The organism is Janthinobacterium sp. GW822-FHT07H11, assembly GCF_058798615.1.
This window is the reverse complement of record NZ_CM179507.1, coordinates 5507653-5527492: the sequence shown is the minus strand read 5'-3', so window position 1 is coordinate 5527492 and position 19840 is coordinate 5507653. Positions and strand designations below refer to the sequence as shown.

At 63.0% G+C, this 19840-nt stretch carries 16 protein-coding genes; 14 read left to right on the top strand and 2 right to left on the bottom strand.

All coding sequences use genetic code 11. The features are described from left to right. The first annotated feature begins 252 nt into the window (after positions 1-252). The 4 genes from AC3RCJ_RS24405 to AC3RCJ_RS24390 all read left to right on the top strand — a co-directional run bounded on the left by AC3RCJ_RS24405 (position 253) and on the right by AC3RCJ_RS24390 (position 3617). On the top strand, positions 253-1527 hold the full coding sequence (locus AC3RCJ_RS24405; RefSeq protein WP_492963479.1) for an amidohydrolase family protein: 1275 nt from the start codon (positions 253-255) through the stop codon (positions 1525-1527). A gap of 88 nt (positions 1528-1615) precedes the next feature. Next, on the top strand, positions 1616-2134 hold the full coding sequence (locus AC3RCJ_RS24400) for a GNAT family N-acetyltransferase (protein WP_492963481.1): 519 nt from the start codon (positions 1616-1618) through the stop codon (positions 2132-2134). After that, positions 2131-2664, top strand: a complete 534-nt coding sequence (locus AC3RCJ_RS24395) for a GNAT family N-acetyltransferase (protein ID WP_492963483.1) — start codon at positions 2131-2133, stop codon at positions 2662-2664. Before AC3RCJ_RS24400 ends, AC3RCJ_RS24395 begins: the two co-directional genes overlap by 4 nt. Positions 2665-2699: 35 nt before the next feature. Then, the gene (locus AC3RCJ_RS24390; protein WP_492963485.1) at positions 2700-3617 is read left to right on the top strand and encodes an Eco29kI family restriction endonuclease; all 918 of its coding nucleotides are present in this window, start codon (positions 2700-2702) and stop codon (positions 3615-3617) included. Positions 3618-3720: 103 nt separating this feature from the next. Here the strand turns inward: AC3RCJ_RS24390 and AC3RCJ_RS24385 are convergent, their stop codons facing one another. Then, positions 3721-4953, bottom strand: a complete 1233-nt coding sequence (locus AC3RCJ_RS24385) for a DNA cytosine methyltransferase (protein ID WP_492963487.1) — start codon at positions 4951-4953, stop codon at positions 3721-3723. Between the two features lie 305 nt (positions 4954-5258). Between AC3RCJ_RS24385 and AC3RCJ_RS24380 the strand changes: the two genes are divergently transcribed. The 9 genes from AC3RCJ_RS24380 to AC3RCJ_RS24340 all read left to right on the top strand — a co-directional run bounded on the left by AC3RCJ_RS24380 (position 5259) and on the right by AC3RCJ_RS24340 (position 15489). Then, positions 5259-5741: a very short patch repair endonuclease gene (locus AC3RCJ_RS24380; RefSeq protein ID WP_492965247.1), complete on the top strand. Its 483-nt coding sequence runs from the start codon at positions 5259-5261 to the stop codon at positions 5739-5741. Between the two features lie 172 nt (positions 5742-5913). Beyond that, entirely contained in the window at positions 5914-7185 is a 1272-nt protein-coding gene (locus AC3RCJ_RS24375; protein ID WP_492963489.1) for an ABC transporter substrate-binding protein, read from the top strand. A gap of 138 nt (positions 7186-7323) precedes the next feature. Beyond that, entirely contained in the window at positions 7324-8214 is an 891-nt protein-coding gene (locus AC3RCJ_RS24370) for a carbohydrate ABC transporter permease (RefSeq protein ID WP_492963491.1), read from the top strand. Then, positions 8202-9029, top strand: coding sequence for a carbohydrate ABC transporter permease (locus tag AC3RCJ_RS24365; RefSeq protein ID WP_492963493.1), 828 nt, complete (start codon positions 8202-8204; stop codon positions 9027-9029). Before AC3RCJ_RS24370 ends, AC3RCJ_RS24365 begins: the two co-directional genes overlap by 13 nt. A gap of 13 nt (positions 9030-9042) precedes the next feature. Next, entirely contained in the window at positions 9043-10083 is a 1041-nt protein-coding gene (locus AC3RCJ_RS24360) for an NAD(P)-dependent alcohol dehydrogenase (protein WP_492963495.1), read from the top strand. A 2-nt stretch (positions 10084-10085) separates the two neighbouring features. After that, positions 10086-11210 (top strand): ABC transporter ATP-binding protein, encoded by a 1125-nt coding sequence (locus AC3RCJ_RS24355; protein WP_492963497.1) that lies wholly within the window; start codon positions 10086-10088, stop codon positions 11208-11210. Between the two features lie 35 nt (positions 11211-11245). Then, positions 11246-12124 carry an AraC family transcriptional regulator gene (locus tag AC3RCJ_RS24350; protein ID WP_492963499.1) on the top strand — a complete coding sequence of 293 codons (879 nt, stop codon included), beginning with the start codon at positions 11246-11248 and terminating at the stop codon, positions 12122-12124. Between the two features lie 37 nt (positions 12125-12161). Continuing rightward, positions 12162-13637 (top strand): xylulokinase, encoded by a 1476-nt coding sequence (gene xylB, locus AC3RCJ_RS24345; protein ID WP_492963501.1) that lies wholly within the window; start codon positions 12162-12164, stop codon positions 13635-13637. Positions 13638-13863: 226 nt separating this feature from the next. Further along, positions 13864-15489 carry a methyl-accepting chemotaxis protein gene (locus AC3RCJ_RS24340; protein ID WP_492963503.1) on the top strand — a complete coding sequence of 542 codons (1626 nt, stop codon included), beginning with the start codon at positions 13864-13866 and terminating at the stop codon, positions 15487-15489. On the opposite strand, the gene AC3RCJ_RS24335 is transcribed toward AC3RCJ_RS24340, so the two are convergent. Further along, a complete protein-coding gene (locus tag AC3RCJ_RS24335; RefSeq protein WP_492965246.1) occupies positions 15486-17642 on the bottom strand; it encodes a TonB-dependent siderophore receptor in 2157 nt (718 codons plus the stop codon). The two genes, AC3RCJ_RS24340 and AC3RCJ_RS24335, sit on opposite strands and share 4 nt — an antisense overlap. A gap of 401 nt (positions 17643-18043) precedes the next feature. On the opposite strand from AC3RCJ_RS24335, the gene AC3RCJ_RS24330 reads away from it, so the two are divergent. Next, the gene (locus AC3RCJ_RS24330) at positions 18044-19840 is read left to right on the top strand and encodes a putative bifunctional diguanylate cyclase/phosphodiesterase (RefSeq protein ID WP_492963507.1); all 1797 of its coding nucleotides are present in this window, start codon (positions 18044-18046) and stop codon (positions 19838-19840) included.

The following is a 19840-nucleotide window of genomic DNA, read 5'->3' as shown; positions in this document are numbered from 1 at the left end:
AATATGAATATTCTAGCGGTGATTCGAGTTGGTTGAAAGTTATTTTATTCAAGCCGTGCGGCGTGCGTGTGTCGTATTCATGCGCCTGGCAGCATTTGCGGGAAGTTTGTGCGCGCGCAAAGCGTTGCCAGGGAATCTATGGCTACGCTTTTGCGAGTGGCTGCTTTCTTGCACTGCAGCATCCGTGAGAAGTATATTAAATAACAACTAACTGAAACGCCCGATACAGACGTCAAGCGAAGGAGTGTCCGCATGGACCTAGTCATCCGCAATGCCAGCCTGCCCGACGGGCGCCGCGCCATCGATATCGCCATCGAGGATGGCCGCATTGCCGCCGTCGGCCCCGCCCTGCCCGTGCAGGGCGCGCAAGAGATCGACGCCGCCGGCGATCTGGTCACGCCGCCCTTCGTCGACGCCCACTTCCACATGGACGCCACGCTCAGCTACGGCTTGCCGCGCGTCAACGCCTCCGGCACCCTGCTCGAAGGCATCGCCTTGTGGGGCGAGCTGAAACCGCAACTGACGCAGGACGCGCTGGTCGAGCGCGCCCTGCAGTATTGCGACTGGGCCGTGGCGCGCGGCTTGCTGGCCATCCGCTCGCACGTGGATATCTGCGACCCGCGCCTGCTGGCCGTCGAAGCGCTGCTCGACGTCAAGCGGCAAGTGGCGCCGTATCTCGACCTGCAGCTGGTGGCCTTTCCGCAGGACGGCATCCTGCGCAGTCCCGGCGCCTTCGATAATTTAAAGCGCGCGATTGCCATGGGCGTTGACGTGGTGGGCGGCATCCCGCATTTCGAGCGCACCATGGCCGACGGTGCCGAATCCGTGCGCCTGCTGTGCGAATTTGCCTGCGAGCGTGGCCTGATGGTCGACATGCATTGCGACGAATCGGACGACCCGCTGTCGCGCCATATCGAAACCCTGGCCTTCCACAGCCAGCGCCTTGGCATGCAGGGCAGGGTGACGGGCTCGCACCTGACCTCCATGCATTCGATGGACAATTATTATGTGAGCAAGCTGCTGCCCCTGATCCGCGAGGCGGGCGTGGCGGCCATTGCCAACCCCCTCATCAACATCACCCTGCAGGCGCGCCACGACACGTATCCGAAGCGGCGCGGCATGACGCGCGTGCCCGAGATGCTGGCCGCCGGCATCCCCGTCGCCTTCGGTCACGACTGCGTGATGGACCCGTGGTACAGCCTCGGTTCGGGCGACATGCTGGAAGTGGCGCACATGGGACTGCACGTGGCGCAGATGACGGGCCAGCAAGCCATGCACGACTGCTTCCTGGCCGTGACGGAAACACCGGCGCGCATCCTGGGCCTGGACGGTTATGGCATCGCGCCCGGCTGCCATGCGGACTTGCTGATCCTCGATTGCGGCAGTACCGTGGAAGCGCTGCGCCTGCGCGCGGCGCGGCGCCTGGTGCTGCGCCGCGGGAAGGTGGTCAGCGAAGCGCCGCGGGCCGGCGCGCGCCTGTCGCTGCCGGGGCGCCCGGAGCGCGTCGATTTCCGCCTCGGGCGCTGACGCGCGCTTGCGTGCGGTGCTGGACGGGCCGCCGCAAATCCCCGACAATCTGCCATCGTCCTACCCCTTATTTTCGGAGCAGCCCCCCTTGAAAGAAATTGACATCCGCCCCGCCCAGGAATCCGACTTCGAGGCTATGTGGTCCATCTTCCATACCCTGGTCGCCAGCGGTGATACCTACACCTTGCCGGCCGATACCACGCACGAACAATGCCATGACTACTGGTTCGGCCCCGGCGTGCGCAGTTTCGTCGCCACCATGGGCAATGAGCGCCTGCTGGGCATGTACAAGCTGGTGGCGAACCAGCCGGGCCATGGCGCGCATGTGGCCAATGCCTCGTTCATGGTCGATCCGGCCGCGCAGGGCGTGGGCGTGGGCCGCCTGCTGGGCGTGCACTGCATGGACGAGGCGCGCCGCGCGGGCTACCTGGCGATGCAGTTCAACTTCGTCGTCAGCACCAACCTGGCCGCCGTCACCCTGTGGAAAAAGCTGGGTTTTAGCGTCATCGGCACCCTGCCGCTGGCCTACCGCCACGCGCACCTGGGGTATGTCGATGCTTACGTGATGTACCAGCTGCTCACCGATCCGATGCAGTGGCCGGCATGAGCGGCGCCGTCACCGTGATCGAGACGTCCCGTCTGCGCCTGCGCACGGCCACGCCGGACGATGCGGCCTTCTACATGGAGCTGGTCAACGACCCGTCGTGGATCGCCAACATCGGGCAGCGCAATATCCACACGCTGGAGGCGGCCCGCGCGGCGCTGGAAGCAGGGCCGATGGCGCAGTTCCGCGAGCATGGCTATTCGCTGTATATCGTCGAACGGCGCAGCGATGGCGTGTGCGTGGGCATGGCCGGCCTGGTGCGCCGCGACAGCCTGCCCGGCCCCGATATCGGCTATGCCGTGCGTCCCGCCTATTGGGGCCAGGGCTATGCCTGGGAAGCGACGGCGGCCATCGTGCGGCAGGCGCAGCAAGTGCTGCGCCTGCGCACGCTGTATGGCATCACCTCGCTGCAGAACCAGGCGTCGATCAATCTGCTCAACAAGCTGGGGCTGCGCTTCGAGCGTTTTACGCGCCGACAGCCCGATGGCAAGGATACGAATGTCTACCGCAGGGATTTTCGCCAGTTTTCGTAGTGTGAACGTAAATACTGAATAGGGTAAGGAAATAGATGGCCACAAGTAAAAAAGTCGTTCCACCTCTCGAAACTATGCTGGTTGAATTGCAAGATTTAGCTAGTCGAATAGCCAATGTTGACGCAGGTACTGATGCGCGTAGTGTCAAAAAAATTCGTTTGGAACTAGAACGGGCGGTGTCTGAGATCAAGGCGACCACGGAAAGGTTGGACCCCATTTGGCGTCCGGAATCGATTTTCGATCCTTCCGATCCTAACACTGCTGGCAGGGTAGTGGCTTTGACCATGGTTGCGCAGGAAAGGCATTCGCTGGCGGCTATCCCTGAATTCTATGGTGCCGGGGTGTATGCGATCTATTATCGAGGCGATTTTTCACCTTACTTACCATTGAAAGATACTGATCATCCTATCTACGTGGGAAAAGCTGACCCTGATCGACAAGGTGCCAAGGATGCTGTAACTCAAGGAACAAAGTTATCGGCACGACTTAATGAACATGCCCGCAGTATTCGAAAAGCGACTACTACACTGAAAATTGAAGATTTTGAATGTCGTTTTTTGATTGTGCAAAGCGGGTATCAGAAATCGGCCGAAGATTATTTGATCAACTTTTTCAAGCCGATCTGGAACTCGGAGACGAAGATCTGCTTTGGTCTTGGGAAGCATGGAGACAGTTCCGATACGCGTGTCAATAAGCGGTCACCATGGGATACCCTGCATCCAGGACGAGAATGGGCGGATAGAACTTTTGAGAACCAGAAATCGATCGAGGTGATCAATGATCAAATTACTGCTCACTTGTCAGTACATACGCCTTACACAGATGTCCATCAAATTTTTGAGCGGATCATGGCCGATATGCGTCAGATTAACCGGGAGCGTTTCTTTACTCCTGCAAAAGGTGGTGCTTTGTTCGATCAGGTAGCGGCCGAGGTCATGCCCCCTTCAGAGTAGTGGCGCGATTTTTTTGATTCCGATTTATTCCTTAAAATATGGAGGAAGGGCAGGGGCTTTGGGTGCATCTCATGCACTCTTCCTGCCATGCTGGAATCCACTTTTATTCTCGCAGAAGTGCGCATACGCCGCGTGCCATTACTGCCGCTAACTTTACAGGAACGGCGTTGCCTAGTTGGCGCATGGTCTCAGACCATGTCCCCTCAAATATGAAATTGTCAGGGAAGGTCTGAATACGTGCTGACTCCCTGACAGTAAAATACCTAACTGAACCGTCAGTGCGGCGTAGCATATTTTCACCTCCAGGAACCCCATGGTCACCGGCCTTGAGTGCCTTTGCTGGTTCATCAATTGGGCTTCCTGTATGCCCCGCGTAAGCTCTTGCGCCCGGCTGAAACCGATGTGCTTGCGCCAACTCCAATTCCTTTGTGGAGGATCTCTCAGGGTCGGGGAGATCTGAGATAGCGTCTCTGACGGTTTGCCAGGCAAGCATGTTTGCGCCGTCATCAGCATCTAGAATTTTTTGGATCTTTTTATCTATGCCTTCGGGCCGCGGCGGACGCTTCTTGGATGCGACGCGGTGACGTTCCCAGTAGCTCCCGTTTGCCCATTTTGTCAGCACCAGCGCATCACTACTATGTGTTTCTGCTGGAAAGTCCCAAGGCTTGTGAACATCAGCCCTGAAACCAACGAAAAAGATGCGCATACGCTTTTGCGGAACACCGTAATTGGCTGCATTGACCAGACGGTGATATACATGATATTCGCTCGGCGCCCCCTTGGCCTTGTAGGTTTGCAGCCTTGCCAAGTGTTCTGTCCACAGCTCTTTCGTTTTGGAAATTTTTGATGGAAATTCAAGTTGCAGAAGGATGTAGTTGAAGTAATCGGCGAATGCCGCACGTTTTAGACCTTGTACATTTTCAAAGGTAAACGCGCGCGGCCGGGCTTCTCGGACAGCACGTATCGCTTGCGGGAACATATCTCTCTCGTCGAGAAATCCGCCGTGCTTCCCACCCATGGAAAAAGGTTGGCATGGTGGACCTCCGGTAATTAGATCGATATTGATATGATTTGTATAGTTAAAATCACGTACGTCGCCTTCTATGACATCTGGCCAATGACTGATCGGTTCCACTTGCTGAAGTTTGTTATTGCGCAAGGTATTGCACGCATGGCTGTTCCATTCGACAACTGCGCGATGCTGAACATCATTGCTGGAAAAACCAAGCGCCAGTCCTCCCGCCCCTGCGAATAGTTCAATTGACTCAATGGTACGAGCATTTCTCACTAGTGTGTGTGACGGGACTAAGAGGGCGGGCGTGTTATACATGGTCATTTGGGGTGGCTGCAACGCTGCTGCTTTTTCGGTACATGATTGAATCGATGTGGTTGATAGTAACCTGACATTGCAGGGTGGCAACTGCCACTCTTGTCTGCATGCGATGGTGTGTATAGCAACTTCTGTGTGGATACATTTAAGTAGTGCAGCAGTATAAAGCAATGAACACAAGAGGAACAAACCGAAGGAGGTAGCTGCGCGCCATATGGCTCAATGCCCATCTCTCCGCATGCCTCATTTTACTGTGTTTTTGTACAGTATTCAATGAGCTGATTTGTTGTGACTCAAACTACCCATTGAAAATGCCAGGAATGACACTATTTTTGCACGGTTTCATGAGGTGCATTGTGGTTGACACTATAGATCGGCTGTCGCGTAGCAGAGTGATGGCACGCGTTAAAGGCAAAAACACCGGGCCAGAGCTGTTGGTTCGAAAGCTGGTGTTCGCAGCTGGATATCGCTATCGAATTCATGCCAAGAATCTGCCGGGATCTCCCGATTTGACGTTTCCTCGCAGGAAAAAAGTCATCTTCGTACATGGATGTTTTTGGCATCAGCATGAGGGTTGTGATTTGGCTCGCATGCCTAAGTCACGAATCGATTTTTGGGACTCAAAATTGAGGGGCAATCAGTTACGCGATGCACGAGCAGTCGATGCCTTGCGTCAATGTGGATGGGATGTCATGGTCGTGTGGGAGTGCGAGCTTCGTGATCCTGAGAACGTAGCGAAAGCGATACGAGAATTTCTCGGCGCACCTTGTCGGCGTGTCTTGCCTGAGGTGTGAGTCCTCGAGAAAATGAGGACATCTTGGCTCTCGACGATCTGCCCGCAGGTGAGGGATGGCTGAAAAAAAGTATTTAGAAACCCGCGCCTTTTGTAGTGGTGGCGCGCAGCCTTTGTTTTTATAGTTGGCATACCGGTGGAAGACCGCCGGACTATAAAAATGGAGACGTGTTATGAAAATCATGACTGCTGTTGCATGGGGCGCCCTCATGTCCGCCGGGTTTGCAGACGCTTCGGCGCAAAGCTGCTCGGTGCCCGTGCTTAAGGTGCTGGCGCAAAAAAGCCTGGGCCTGACCGTGATGGAAAAGACCCTGGCCGAGTATGAAAAGAAAAACGGCACCAAGGTACAAATCAGCTATTTCGGCGAAAACGACCGCCGCTCCAAGGCTAGGCTCGACGCTTCCACCAAGGCCGGCTCCTACCAGATCTATTACATCGACGAAGCCAACGTGGCCGAATTCGCCACGGCCGGCTGGGTCGTGCCCCTGCTCAAATACCTGCCCAAGGAGGCCGACTACGACGATTTCCTGCCGGGCCGTCGCGCCGTCGCCTCATACAAGGGCGTGGCGTATTTCGCGCCCCTGATCGGCGGCAGCGATTTCCTGTTTTACCGCCGCGACCTGCTGGAAAAGGCCGGCATCGCCGTGCCGAAGACGCTTGACGAACTGGTCGCCGCCGTGAAAAAACTCAACAGCCCGCCGAACGTGTACGGCTGGGCGGCACGGGGCCAGCGCGGCTCGGGCATGAATGTGTGGCGCTGGGCGCCGTTCATGCTGGCCGCCGGCGGCAAGTGGGAAAACAATGGCGTGCCCACCTTTAATTCGCCGCAGGCCGTGAAGGCGACCACCTTGTACCGCGAACTGTTCAAGTATTCGCCGCCGGGCGGCGCCACCTACGACTGGAGCAATGCGCTCGAAGCATTCAGGTCCGGCAAGGTGGCCTTCATGATCGAGTCGACGCCATTCGCCGACTGGATGGAAGACCCGAAAAAATCCTCGGTGGTGGACAAGGTGGGCTACGTACGCCCGCCGTCACCGCTGCCGTCGGCCGCGTATGGCCACGGCCTGGCCATCTCCGCCACGGGGGCGAAGGATGAGTGCACGCGCCAGGCGGCCGGCAAGTTCATCGCCTGGGCCACGGGCAAGGAGCAGGAACAGGCGCGCCTGAAGGACAACGTCTTCAGCGACTACAACCGCAGCAGCACCATCGCCAGCGACTACTTCCGCAAGCACGTCAAGCCGCAGATCCAGGCGGGCCTGACGGACACCACGCCCGTCTCGCGCGTCACCATCTGGCCCAGCCCCGAGTGGCCGGACATCGGCGACAACCTGGGCGTCGTGCTCGAAGAGGTGTTTACGGGCACGCGCGGCGACGTGCAGGGCGCGCTCGACGAGGCAAACGAGTATGCGACGGAAGTGATGCAGCGGGCGCAGAAACGCAAATAAGGCGGTAGTACCGTTGCAACCCCCAACGGCGAAATGCCGGGGTCGGTCGCTTCGCGATCGGATTGCGCCCCACTGGGGCGCAATCCCCCGTCGGGTCTGACCCCGGATTTACGCCAACGAGCCTGAAAGCTGATCCTTATGCCGCACACCATCCGTAAAAAACGCCACACCTGGCTGCCGGCCGTCTTTTTGACGCTGCCGTTGCTGGTCCTGCTGGTACTGGGCCTGGTGCCCAGCATCGCCGCCATCAACCTGGCCCTGCAAAACCGCGTGCTGCGCTACAGCGACAGCGACTACGTCGGCTTTGCCAATTTCATCCGCCTGTTCGGCGACCGCCGCTTCCTCAATGCGGTGCAGGTGTCGGCCATCTGGGAAGTCGTCACCGTGGCCGGCTCGCTGCTTGTCGGCGTGCTGCTGGCCGTGTTCCTGTTCGAGAAAGTCAAGGGACGCACGCGTGACGTCATCGCGCTGCTATTGATCGTGCCCGTGCTGCTGCCGCGCGTCTCGGCCGCCTTCATCTGGAAGTTCATGTATTCGCCGTTGATGGGCATCCTCAACTGGCTGCTCGAATGCGTGGGGCTGGGGGGCACAGCCTTGCTGTCGGACCCCGCCACGGCCCTGTATGCGGTGGCCCTGGTCGACATCTGGCAGTGGGGCCTGTTCTTCGGCGCCGTCATCCTGAAGCTGCTCGAAACCCTGCCGGGCGAACCGCTGGAAGCGGCGCGCCTCGATTACGCCAGCACCCTGCAGGTGTACGCCTACATCGCGCTGCCGATGCTGAAGGTGCCCATCATGAGCCTGGTGTTCATCAAGATGGTCGAGTCGCTGCGCTCGTTCGACCTGATCTACGTGATGACCAAGGGCGGCCCCGGCATCTCCACCGAAACGCTGGACATGTATGCGTATGCGCAGGGCATCGGCCTGATGGGCAAGGTGTCGTATGCCTCCAGCATGGCCGTGCTGATGATGCTGGCGACGACGGTCATCTTTACTTTACTCTGGAAGCGGGTCGCCAAATGGGAAAACTGACGCTCTCTCGCGGCGCAAGCGCCGTGACCACCACCGCCATCACCACGCTGATCGTCCTGGTGGCGCTGTTCCCCATCCTGTGGGCCGTGCTCAATTCCTTCAAGGAGCTGATGGACATCGTCACGCCCGTGCCGCGCTTTTTCTTCAGCCCGACCCTGGCCAACTACCAGCAGGTGCTGGCCAGCCCGGAAGTGCTGACGGGACTGGGCAACAGCGTGGCCATCGTCGGCGTGGCCGTGCTGTTGGGCGCCGTGCTGGGCGTGCCGGCCGCGTATGCGATTGCCCGCTATCCGATCCCGGCCAAGAAGGACATCCAGTTCTTCCTGCTGTCGCTGCGCTTCTTGCCGCCAGTCGCCGTCGCCATTCCGCTCATTTCGATCTGGATCGACCTGGGCCTGTACGACTCGCGCCTGTCGATGGTGGTGACGTATCTGCTGGTGACCCTGTCGACCATCATCTGGCTGTCGATTCCCGCCTTCGCCCGCATTCCCAAGGAGATCGAGGAAGCGGCCGCGCTGGACGGCTACGGCCCCTACCAGGTGTTCTGGCACGTGGCCCTGCCGGTAGCGTCGAAGACCCTGATGGGCGGCATCGTCTTCAGCTTCGTGCTGGTCTGGAATGAACTGATGATCGCGCTGGCGCTCACCTCGTCGAAAAGCATGACCCTGCCCGTGGTGGCGTCGGCGTTTACCTCGATGGGCCAGGAAGTGCCGTGGGGCGTGGTGAACGCTTCCACCGTGCTGCTGGCGCTGCCGCCGCTGCTGTTCGTCGGCATCCTGGGACGGCTGCTTAACTCCATGCTCAAACACAAATAAAAAGGACATCATCATGCAAGCACTCGTTTTGGAACAGGCGGAAAAAATCACCTTGCGCGACATCGACATGCCGCTCGTCGTCGGCCCGCGCGACGTGAAGATCAAGATTCATACTGTCGGCATCTGCGGCAGCGACGTGCATTACTTCAAGCATGGCAAGATCGGCCCCTTCGCTGTCGAGGCACCGATGGTGCTGGGCCACGAAGCCTCCGGCGTGGTGGCGCAAGTGGGGGCGGAAGTGACGCACCTGCAGGTGGGCGACCGCGTCTGCATGGAGCCGGGCGTGCCGCAGTTCGATTCGCCGGCCACCATGCGCGGCCTGTACAACCTGGACCCTGCCGTACGCTTTTGGGCCACGCCGCCCATCCATGGCTGCCTCACGCCGTACGTGGTGCACCCGGCCGCGTTTACCTTCAAGCTGCCCGACAACGTCAGCTTCGGCGAGGGCGCCATCGTCGAGCCGCTGGCCATCGGCCTGCAGGCGGCAAAGAAGGCCGCCATCAAGCCGGGCGACGTGGCCGTGGTGATCGGCGCCGGTACCATCGGCGCGATGAATGCGCTGGCCGCGCTGGCCGGCGGCTGCTCGCGCGTGATCCTGGCCGACCTGGTGCCGGAAAAGCTGGCCCTGTTCGCCGGCAATCCGGCCGTCACCACGGTCGACGTGCGCCAGGCCAGCCTGGCCGACACGGTGCGCGAGCTGACGGATGGCTGGGGTGCCGATATCGTCTTCGAGGCCAGCGGCAGCATGCGCGCCTACGACAACATCATCGACTTGCTGTGCCCGAATGGTTGCCTGGTGCTGGTCGGCATGCCGCCCGGGCCCGTCCCTTTCGATATTGTCGCCATCCAGGCGAAGGAGGTGCGCATCGAGTCGGTCTTCCGCTATGCGAACATCTTCCCGCGTGCCATCGCCTTGCTGGGCTCGGGCAAGATCGACGTCAAGCCCTTCATTTCGCGCACTTTCGGCTTTGCCGATGGCGTGCAGGCGTTCGAGGAAGCGGCCCAGGGCCACCCGCGCGACGTCAAGATCCAGATCGAATTGGCAGGAGACTAATCATGGCAAACATCGCCTGCAGGCAGCTGCACAAGACCTATGACCAGAAGACGGCCGTGCTGCAGCCGTTCGACCTGGAGATCGCCGACGGCGAATTCATCGTCCTGCTGGGGCCATCGGGCTGCGGCAAGTCCACCTTGCTGCGCATGATCGCGGGACTGGAAGACATCAGCGGCGGCGAGCTGCTGATCGGCGGCGCCGTCGTCAACGACCTGCCGCCGCGCGCGCGCAATGTGGCGATGGTGTTCCAGAACTACGCGCTGTACCCGCACATGACGGTGTACGACAATATCGCTTTCGGCTTGCGCCGCCTGAAGGTGCCTGCCGACGAGATCGAGCGCCGCGTGCGCGAGGTGGCGGCCATCCTCAGCCTGGACAGCCTGTTGGAGCGCAAGCCGCGCGCCATGTCGGGCGGCCAGCAGCAGCGCACGGCCATCGCGCGCGCCATGATCAAGACGCCGCAGGTATTCCTGTTCGACGAACCGCTGTCGAACCTGGACGCCAAGCTGCGCGCGCAGCTGCGCGCCGACATCAAGCGCTTGCACCGCCGCCTGCGCACCACCACCCTGTACGTCACGCACGACCAGTTGGAAGCCATGACCCTGGCCGACCGCGTGGTGCTGATGAAGGGCGGGCACATCGAGCAGATCGGCACGCCGGCGCAGCTGTACAACCATCCGCGCACCCTGTTCGCGGCCGGTTTCATCGGCACGCCGGCCATGAATTTCATCGATGGAGTGATCGAGAAGGATGGCGCGCGCACCCTGCTCATCTGCTCCGGCTATCGCTGGACATTGACCTCGCCCCGTTTCGCGGCGCTCAAGTCGGGCACGCGGGTCGTGTTCGGCCTGCGCCCTAACCACTTGCGCGCGGCCACGCAGCAGGAACAGCGCGAGCCGCGGGCGGGCACCCACGGCCTGGCGTGCGTGATCGACCTGGTGGAACTGCTGGGCGCGGAGGCGCTGATCAGCTTCCAGTGCGGCGCCCTGAGCCTGTCGGCCCTGCTGCCGGCGAATGCGGCCAACAGCGCGGCACAGGTGGGGCAGATGCTGGCCCTGGCCTTCGACGAAGAACACATCCACCTGTTCGACGCCGGGACCGAGCTGGCCCTGGCGGTAAGTGGTTAGAATAAGCGCCACCGAGACCGCGCAAGGGAACTGCCGTGACGCCTGACCTGGAACTGATCCACAAACCGATCCACGAATCGTTTCGCGCGTGGGCGCACGGCTATCCGCACGCGGTGGCGAAATGGCATTTCCATCCCGAGTACGAACTGCACATCATCACCACGTCGACGGGGAAGTTCTTTGTCGGCGACCATATCGGCAGCTACGCGCCGGGCAACCTGGTGCTGACCGGCCCCAATCTGCCGCACAACTGGGTCAGCGAGCTGGCCGAAGGCGTGACCTTGCCCGCGCGCGACCTGGTGCTGCAGTTCTCCAGCGAATTCATCGACCGCTGCGCACTGCTGTTTCCGGAAATGGCGCCCCTGAAAACCCTGCTCGGCGAGGCGGGCCGGGGCTTGCAGTTTCCCGATACCCTGGGACTGCGCCTGGCGCCGCTGATGGCCGAACTGACGACGGCGCAGGGGCCGCGCCGGGTGGAACTGTTCGCGCGCCTGTTCGGTGAACTGTGCGACTGCCGCGAGCGGCGCGCGCTGGCCAGCGTGACTTACCTGGCGCAGGCGGGCCGCTACATGTCGTCGACCATCAACCTGGTGCTGGCCTACATCAAGCAGAACATCACGCTTGATTTCTGCGAGCAGGACGTGGCCGACGTGGCGGAGATGAATACGCTCAAGTTCACGCGCTTCTTCCGCAAGCATACGGGCACCTCGTTCATTCAATACGTGAACCAGGAGCGCATCGCGCTGGCCTGCGAGCTGCTGATGAACACGGACATGAAGGTGACCGACATCTGCTACCGCACGGGTTTCAACAATCTCTCCAATTTCAACCGCCAGTTCCTGGCGCACAAGCAGATGTCGCCGTCGAAGTTCCGCTCCTGCCTGCACATGAACATGCCCGAGTCGTTTCCCTGACGGCCGGCTTCAACCACTTTTCTTACATGGAACCATCGTGACATATCTCGGTATCGATATCGGCACCTCCGAAGTCAAGGCCATCCTGACGGACGACGCGCAAACCATCCTCGCCAGCAGCGGCGTGGCCCTGCGCGTATCGAGTCCCCATCCCGGCTGGTCGGAGCAGAATCCCGAAGACTGGTGGCATGCCACGCTGGACGTGATCGCGGCCATTCGCAGCGCCCAGCCGGTGGCGTTTTCCGGCTTGCGCGGCATTGCCCTGTCAGGGCAGATGCATGGCGCCACCCTGCTCGACAAGCAGCAACACGTGCTGCGCGCGGCCATCCTGTGGAACGACACGCGCGCCTTTGCCGAATGCGTGGAACTCGAGGCGCTGGTGCCCGAGTCGCGCGCCATCACGGGCAACCAGGCCATGCCCGGCTTCACGGCACCCAAGCTGCTGTGGCTGCAAAAATACGAACCGTCGCTGTTTCGCGCGATCAGCAAGGTTCTTCTGCCCAAGGATTACGTGGCGCTGCGCCTGACGGGCGACTGCGTTTCCGACATGTCCGACGCCTCGGGCACCCTGTGGCTGGACGTGGCCAAACGCGACTGGTCCGAGCGCATGCTGGCGGCGACAGGCCTGGGGCGCGAGCACATGCCGCGCCTGGTCGAAGGCAGCCATGCTGCCGCGCAGGTGCGTCCGGCCCTGTGCCAGGAATGGGGCATCGCGCACGCGGTGGTGCTGGCTGGCGGCGCGGGCGACAACGCGGCGGCGGCCGTGGGCCTGGGCGTGGTGGAGCCGGGCGCCGGCCTGCTGTCGCTCGGCACGTCCGGCGTGCTGTTCGCGGGCAGCGACGGCTATGCGCCGAACCCGGGCCAGGGCGTGCACGCGTTCTGCCACTGCCTGCCCGAGCGCTGGCACCAGATGAGCGTGATCCTCAGCGCCGCGTCCAGCCTGAGCTGGGTGGCGCAGCTGACGCAATCGAGCGACATCGGCGCCCTGGCGGCGCTGGCCGAAGGCGTCGAGGCGCGCAAGGCGCCGCTGTTCCTGCCGTACCTGAGCGGCGAGCGCACGCCGCACAACGACGCCACGGCGCGCGGCGTGTTTTTTGGCTTGTCCACCGAGCACGGACGCGCGGAACTGGCCTACAGCGTGATGGAAGGCGTGGCCTTTGCCATGGCCGACGGCAATGCGGCCCTGCGCAGCGCCGGCACGCAGCTGGAAGAAGCGTCGTTCGTCGGTGGCGGCTCGCGCAGCCGCTTCTGGGCACAGCTGTGCGCGAACGCATCCGGCCTGCACGTGCTGCGCCACGACCATGGCGTGGCCGGTGGCACCATGGGCGCGGCGCGCCTGGCGCGGATGGCCGTCACGGGCTTGCCCGCCAGCGCCGTCTGCACGCGTCCGGCCGTGCAGGAGACGGTGGCGCCGCAGGCGTCCGGCATGCTGGACGACAGGCTGGCCCGCTACCGGCGCCTGTATCCGCTGTTGCGCGAGGAATTCGCGGGCGCGGCCGCGGCGGCGCGCTGACGCTGCAGGCAAGCTTGCCGGCCCGACCATGCTGCGCGCGCGGCAATATGGCCAGGCAGTCAATCTTCCCGTGTAATTTGTTGTTTCTATGCTGAAAGCGTTTCTCTAGCGAAAGCACCGCTTGGTTTTTCGCGGGGCGCGCTGCATGATTTCTCCATTCGGTGAGAATTGGATAGTTTTTGCGGCACCTTTGTTGCCATCCTGTTCTTGCCGCCGGGAGAAATACATGCCACTCGCCAATCTGAAGATCTCCATCCGCCTGGGTCTGCTGGGCGCTTTCTTTTTCCTCGCCCTGGTATTCGTCGGCGCGCGCGGCTGGAGCGCGCTCGATGCGGCCAGTGCGCGCGGTGCCGATGCCATGCAGCGCTCCGTCGCGCTGACGGAAGCGGTCGACATGGCGCGCAGCGCGCAGGTGGAGTTCAAGATCCAGGTGCAGGAATGGAAAAACATCCTGCTGCGCGGCGGCGATGCGGCCGCCTTCCAGCGCTACCGCGAAGCGTTCGTCGCCAGCGGCGCGCAGACGCGCAAGGAATTGAAAAGCCTGCAGGCGATGATGGCTGCGCTGAAACTCGACACGGCGCCCGTGGAGCAGGCGCTGCAGGCGCACGACGCGCTGGGCGTGAGCTACCTGGCGGCGCTGCAGAAGTATGACGTTGCGCGCGCCGACAGCGCCCACACGGTCGATGGGCTGGTCAAGGGCATGGACCGCGAGCCGACACGCCAGATCGACGCCATCGTGGCCAGCATCGGCAAGCACTCGCACAGCCTGATGGCGCAGCTGAAGGAGCAGGATGTCGCCGCGCACCGCAGCGCCACCCTGGCCATGCTGGCCACGGTGCTGGTGACCCTGGTCGTGGGCAGCGTCACCGTGTGGTGGCTGATCCGCAGCATCACGGTGCCGCTGGGCGCGGCCGTGGGCATCGCCCAGCAAGTGGCGGCCGGCGACCTGCGTGCCGTGGTGGCCGACGGCAGCCGCGACGAAATCGGCGACCTGCTGCGGGCCTTGAAAGCCATGAGCGGCAACCTGGCGGCCATCGTCGGCCGGGTGCGCGCCGGCACGGACGCCATCGCCACGGCGTCGAGCGAAATCGCCAGCGGCAATATGGACCTGTCCTCGCGTACGGAGGAGCAGGCCAGTTCGCTCGAAGAAACGGCCGCCTCGATGATCGAGCTGACTTCCACCGTGCGGCAGAATAACGACAATGCCGACCAGGCGCGCCAGCTGGCCGGCGGCGCATCCGACGTGGCGCAGCGGGGCGGCGCAGCCGTGGCGCAGGTGGTGCAGACCATGAGCCATATCAATGCCTCGTCCAGGCGCATCGTCGACATCATCGCCGTCATCGACGGCATCGCCTTCCAGACCAACATCCTGGCGCTGAACGCGGCCGTGGAAGCGGCGCGCGCGGGCGAGCAGGGGCGCGGTTTTGCCGTCGTGGCGACGGAAGTACGCAGCCTGGCGCACCGCTCGGCCGCGGCGGCCATGGAAATCAAGCAGCTGATCGGCGAATCCGTGCGCACGGTGGAAGAGGGCAGCGTGCTGGCCGGCCAGGCGGGGCGCACGATGGATGACGTGGTGAGCAGCGTGCAGAGGGTCAATGCCATCATCGGCGAGATCGCCGTGGCCAGCGTGGAGCAGCGCGATGGCATCGAGCAGATCAGCATTGCCATCAGTCAGATGGACGGCGTGACGCAGCAGAACGCAGCCCTGGTGGAGCAGGCCGCAGCCGCGGCGGACGCCCTGCAGCAGCAGGCGGCCAGCCTGGCCGATGCCGTCAGCATCTTCAAGCTGCATGGAACGGCGGCGACGGCGGCGCCAGGCGTGCGCCTGGCGCAGGTGGCGGCGCTCGCCTAGAACGCGTACTTTGCCGTCAGCGCCGCGCTGCGCGGCTCGCCAAACGCGTTGCCGCTGTCGATGCCGCTGATGGCCTGGTAGTAGCTGCGGTCGAACAGGTTCGTCACGTTCAGGCGCACGTCGAGCCGCCGGTTCACCTGCCAGCCCGCGTTCAGGTCGGCCACGGCGTAGCCGCCCTGGCGGATCGCGCTGTTGGTCTTGTAGATCCGGTTCTGTGCGCGCAGCGCGCCGCCGATGCGCCACGCAGCGGACAGGCGATAGCTGGTGGACAGGCGCAGCAGCCGGCTCGGGCGCTCGGCCGCATAGCGCGCGCCGGCGGCGTTGCTGCCCTGGGCCTTGGCGTATTCGGCCGTGTTGTAGGTCAGGCCCGCGCTCATCTGCCAGCGCGGCGTCAGCGCGCCGGCGAGACTCAGCTCGATGCCTTCGCTGCGTACTTCGCCGGCCGCCTCCGAACAGGATAGCAGTCCCGCTGCGCATTGCGTCAGCGGCAGCGAGGTCGCCAGGTTCTTTTGCACGATGCGGAACACGGCTGCCGACGCGTTCAGCGCGCCGCCGAAGTACTCGCCCTTCACGCCCGCTTCCAGATTGATGCCGGTGACGGGATCGAGCAGGGCGCCGTTCCGGTCTACCGCGCTTTGCGGATTGAAGATGCTGGTCCAGCTGCCGTACAGCGAGTGCTGCGCATCGATGTCGTACACCAGGCCCACGTAGGGCGTCACTTCCTGACTGACCGCGTAGCCGGAGCGCGCGCCCGTGAATGTGTTGACGGCGCGGTAGTCGTACCAGTCGATCCGACCGCCTGCCAGCAGTGCCAGCGGATCGGCCAGGCTGAAGCGGGCCGTCGCGTAGGCGCTTTTTTGCGTGGTCCTGGTATCTTGCCCATAGTAGAAGGTATTGATGTCGGGTTTCACCGGCGCGCGCGTATCCCATTTCACAGGGTTGAAGGTGTAGCTGTAGTCGGGCACCGACTTGTAGCCCTTGTCCTCGCTGTCGCGCGTGCGGTAGCTGGCGCCGAAGACGATTTCATGGCGGCGCCCCAGCAGGCTGAAGGGGCCGGATGCCTGGGCGTCCAGAATGCGCTGCTGGCGGTCGTAGACGAAGGCGTTGGCCGCGCTCAGGCGGAACAGGTTCGTTTTCGGCACGCGCGCGATACCCGTGACGATGGAATCGAGTTCATCGTCCAGCGCCTGCGCCGCCAGCTTGACCTTCCACCCGCTGGCCAGGCGGTGTTCGACCTCGGCGAACAGGCGCGTGTTTTTCTTGTTCCAGAAGGTCCAGTCGGGCGCATTGCTGGCGGAGCGCTGGAGCGGCAGGAAGCTGCCGTCGAGCGCCGTCGGCAAGCCGTACCAGGTGGAGCCGGGATTGCGCTCGTCGTTGACGTGGAAGCCCGCGCTCAGGGTGGTGTCGCGCGACAGGTCGGCATCGGCGGTGGCGTAGAGCAGGGCGCGCTGGTGGCCATAGTTGGAAATGAAGCTGTCCGAGTCCTGGTAGGCTGCCACGGCGCGCCCGCGCAGCGTGCCCGCCTGGTTCAGCGCGCCGCGCGCATCGACTTCGCCGCGGTAATCGTTGTAGCGCCCGATGCTGCCCGTGAGGGTGACTTCTCTTTCGGCCGTGGGGCGTTTGCGCACGAAATTCATGGTGCCGGAGGGGTTGCCCACGCCATTGAGCATGCCGGCCGCGCCGCGCAGTATCTCGACGCGGTCATACATGGCCAGGGTGGCAAAGCCCAGCGTGTCGCCATCGGCCGACATGGTCAGCCCGTCCTCCGTGAAATTGCTGATCGAGAAACCGCGCGAATAGAAGCTGGCGCGCTCGGTGGCGCCCTTGTTCAGGCTCAGGCCCGGCGTGATGGCGGCGATGTCTTCCACGGAGCGCAGGTTCAGGTCATCCATCTGCTGGCGCGTGACGACGCTGACCGATTGCGGCGTCTCGCGCACGGACAGGTCCAGGCGCGTGGCCGCATGCATGCTGCCGCTCGTATAGGAGGCGCTGCCTTCGGTGGTGGCGCCGGATGCGGCTTGCGCGCTGACGCGCACCTCTGGCAGGTGCTGTTCCTGCCCCCGGGCTGGCGCGCCGAAGGTGGCGAGGCTGGCCGCGGCCATGAGGGTGGGGGCCAATGTGGCGGCCCTACGCCGTGCGCTGTGTATTGTCATGACTATTCCCGGTGTCGCGATGGTTGGCGATGCAGGCCGTTGCCTGTATCGAAAATGCTGCGTCGCTGGGGAGTGCTGCGCCTGGCTTGCCTGGCCATGCCGCTGCTGTCCTGGCCTGGGGCAGGAAGTTCAGGTGGATGGAGTTGGTTTATGAATGAGAAGCATTCTCATTTTAGTGCGGTGCAGCAGACGGCGCAATAATTGGCGAGATTGGCTGTGGGGCGTTTGCAACAGCGTGCCCGTCCGGGTCGGGCTTGACACCAGTCAAGCGGCATCCGATCAGGCAACAAGTCGGCCGCAATTCTTATACTATTTCCTTTCCGTATGTATCTGCGCCCGGCCGCATGGCGCGCGTTGCAAAGGAAAACCATGCCTTTCTCGTCCTGCCTGCCTGGTGAAGCATGACGGCGCTGCTGCTGGCGCTATGCCTGTGCCTGGCCTTGCTGCTCAGCGTGCTGCTGGCTTGCCAGTGGCAGGCGGCGCGCGCGTGGCGCATGCGGCATGCGGCTGGCGAAGTACTGCGCGCGGCGCAGGTGCGCAGCCTGGCATTGCTGCATGCGCTGCCGGCGGCCGTGATCGGCACGGACCACGAGGGCATCGTGCATTACCTCAATCCCCGTGCCGCCGCGTTGGGCGGCCTGTTGCCGGATGAAGGCCTGGGCGTGCCCGTGACGCAGTTGCTGCCCTTGTTCCACGATGGCGCGCCCATCGATGCGGCGCGCCAGGTACGCGATTGCGTGGCGCAGCAGGAAGTGCTGGAAGTGGCGCGCGGCACGGTGCTGCTGCGCCAGCTCGACGGCAAGCGCATCGACGTGCAGTACAGCTGCGCGCCGCTGGGGCAGGGCGGTGCCGTGCTGCTGCTGCATGACGTGTCGGCGCGCCGGCGCGCCGAGCAGCAGCTGGAATTCATCGCCCACCACGACGGCTTGACGGGGCTGCCGAACCGGCTGCATTTCCAGATCCGCTTCGAGCACGGCATCGCCTATGCGCGCCGGCACCAGGGTTTGCTGGCGGTGCTGTTCGTCGACATCGACCGCTTCAAGTCCATCAACGACAGCCTGGGGCACGACGTGGGCGACCAGGTGCTGGCGGAGTTTGCGCGGCGCGTGCAGCAATGCGTGCGCAAGGTCGACACCGTGGCGCGCCAGGGCGGCGACGAATTCATCATCCTGCTGACCGAACTGCATGTGGCGCAGGATGCCGAGCGGGTCGCCGAAAAGATCGTCGGCGCCATCGCCGCGCCCTTCGTCATCGGCGAATACAGCCTGTCGGTGGCGGCCAGCGTGGGCGTGGCCCTGTATCCGGACGACGACGACGACGTCAATGCGCTGATCGAGAAGGCCGACCTGGCCATGTATGCGGCCAAGCGCCATGCGCCCGGCACCTGTTTGCGCTATGCCTCGCGCATGCAGACGCAATCGTACTCGCGCACCATCCTGGAGACGGCGTTGCGCCATGCGCTCGAACGCAACGAGTTCGTGCTGTACTACCAGCCGCGCATGGACTTGAAGACGCGCCGCATCACGGGCGTGAAGGCGCTGCTGCGCTGGAAGCATCCGGAACTGGGCCTGATGATGCCGCTCGATTTCCTGCACGTGCTGGAGGAAAGCGCGCTGATCCTGCCAGTGGGCGCCTGGGTGCTGGCCACGGCCGTGGAGCAGGCCAGGCGATGGATGGCGCAGGGGCAGCCGCTGACGGTGTCCGTGAGCCTGTCGGCGCGCCAGTTCTACCAGCGCGACATCGCGCGCAACGTGGCCGCCGCGCTGCAGGCGGCGGGCGTGCCTGGCCACTGCATCGAACTCGAGATCGCGGCGGCCATTTTGATCGACCGCAGCCAGAATTGCGAATTGATATTGCACCAGTTCCGCCAGCTGGGCATGGCCATCGCCATCAGCGATTTCGGCACGGGCGACGCCTCGCTCAATTACCTGAAGCGCTTTCCCGCCGATGCCGTGAAAATTGAAAAGTGCTTTATCGACGACCTGGGCAAGCCGGGCCACGATGGCGCCATGGTGCGCGCCATCGTGGCGATGGCGCATACGCTGGGGCTGCGTGCCATCGCCAGCGGCGTGGAAAGCGGCGAGCAGCTGGAACTGCTGGCCGAGATGGGCTGCGACGAGGCCTTCGGCTATTTTCTTGGCCGCGCCATGGCGCCCGATGGCGTCGAGGCGCTGCTCAGGTGCGGCGCCCCGGCCTAG

Excerpts from the sequence above, each read along its gene's own strand:
- AC3RCJ_RS24405 (WP_492963479.1), top strand. The coding sequence starts at position 253 with ATGGACCTAGTCATCCGCAATGCCAGCCTGCCCGACGGGCGCCGCGCC.
- AC3RCJ_RS24395 (WP_492963483.1), top strand. The coding sequence starts at position 2,131 with ATGAGCGGCGCCGTCACCGTGATCGAGACGTCCCGTCTGCGCCTGCGC.
- AC3RCJ_RS24390 (WP_492963485.1), top strand. The coding sequence starts at position 2,700 with ATGGCCACAAGTAAAAAAGTCGTTCCACCTCTCGAAACTATGCTGGTT.
- AC3RCJ_RS24385 (WP_492963487.1), bottom strand. The coding sequence starts at position 4,953 with ATGACCATGTATAACACGCCCGCCCTCTTAGTCCCGTCACACACACTA.
- AC3RCJ_RS24380 (WP_492965247.1), top strand. The coding sequence starts at position 5,259 with ATGCCAGGAATGACACTATTTTTGCACGGTTTCATGAGGTGCATTGTG.
- AC3RCJ_RS24375 (WP_492963489.1), top strand. The coding sequence starts at position 5,914 with ATGAAAATCATGACTGCTGTTGCATGGGGCGCCCTCATGTCCGCCGGG.
- AC3RCJ_RS24370 (WP_492963491.1), top strand. The coding sequence starts at position 7,324 with ATGCCGCACACCATCCGTAAAAAACGCCACACCTGGCTGCCGGCCGTC.
- AC3RCJ_RS24365 (WP_492963493.1), top strand. The coding sequence starts at position 8,202 with ATGGGAAAACTGACGCTCTCTCGCGGCGCAAGCGCCGTGACCACCACC.
- AC3RCJ_RS24360 (WP_492963495.1), top strand. The coding sequence starts at position 9,043 with ATGCAAGCACTCGTTTTGGAACAGGCGGAAAAAATCACCTTGCGCGAC.
- AC3RCJ_RS24355 (WP_492963497.1), top strand. The coding sequence starts at position 10,086 with ATGGCAAACATCGCCTGCAGGCAGCTGCACAAGACCTATGACCAGAAG.
- AC3RCJ_RS24340 (WP_492963503.1), top strand. The coding sequence starts at position 13,864 with ATGCCACTCGCCAATCTGAAGATCTCCATCCGCCTGGGTCTGCTGGGC.
- AC3RCJ_RS24335 (WP_492965246.1), bottom strand. The coding sequence starts at position 17,642 with ATGACAATACACAGCGCACGGCGTAGGGCCGCCACATTGGCCCCCACC.
- AC3RCJ_RS24330 (WP_492963507.1), top strand. The coding sequence starts at position 18,044 with ATGACGGCGCTGCTGCTGGCGCTATGCCTGTGCCTGGCCTTGCTGCTC.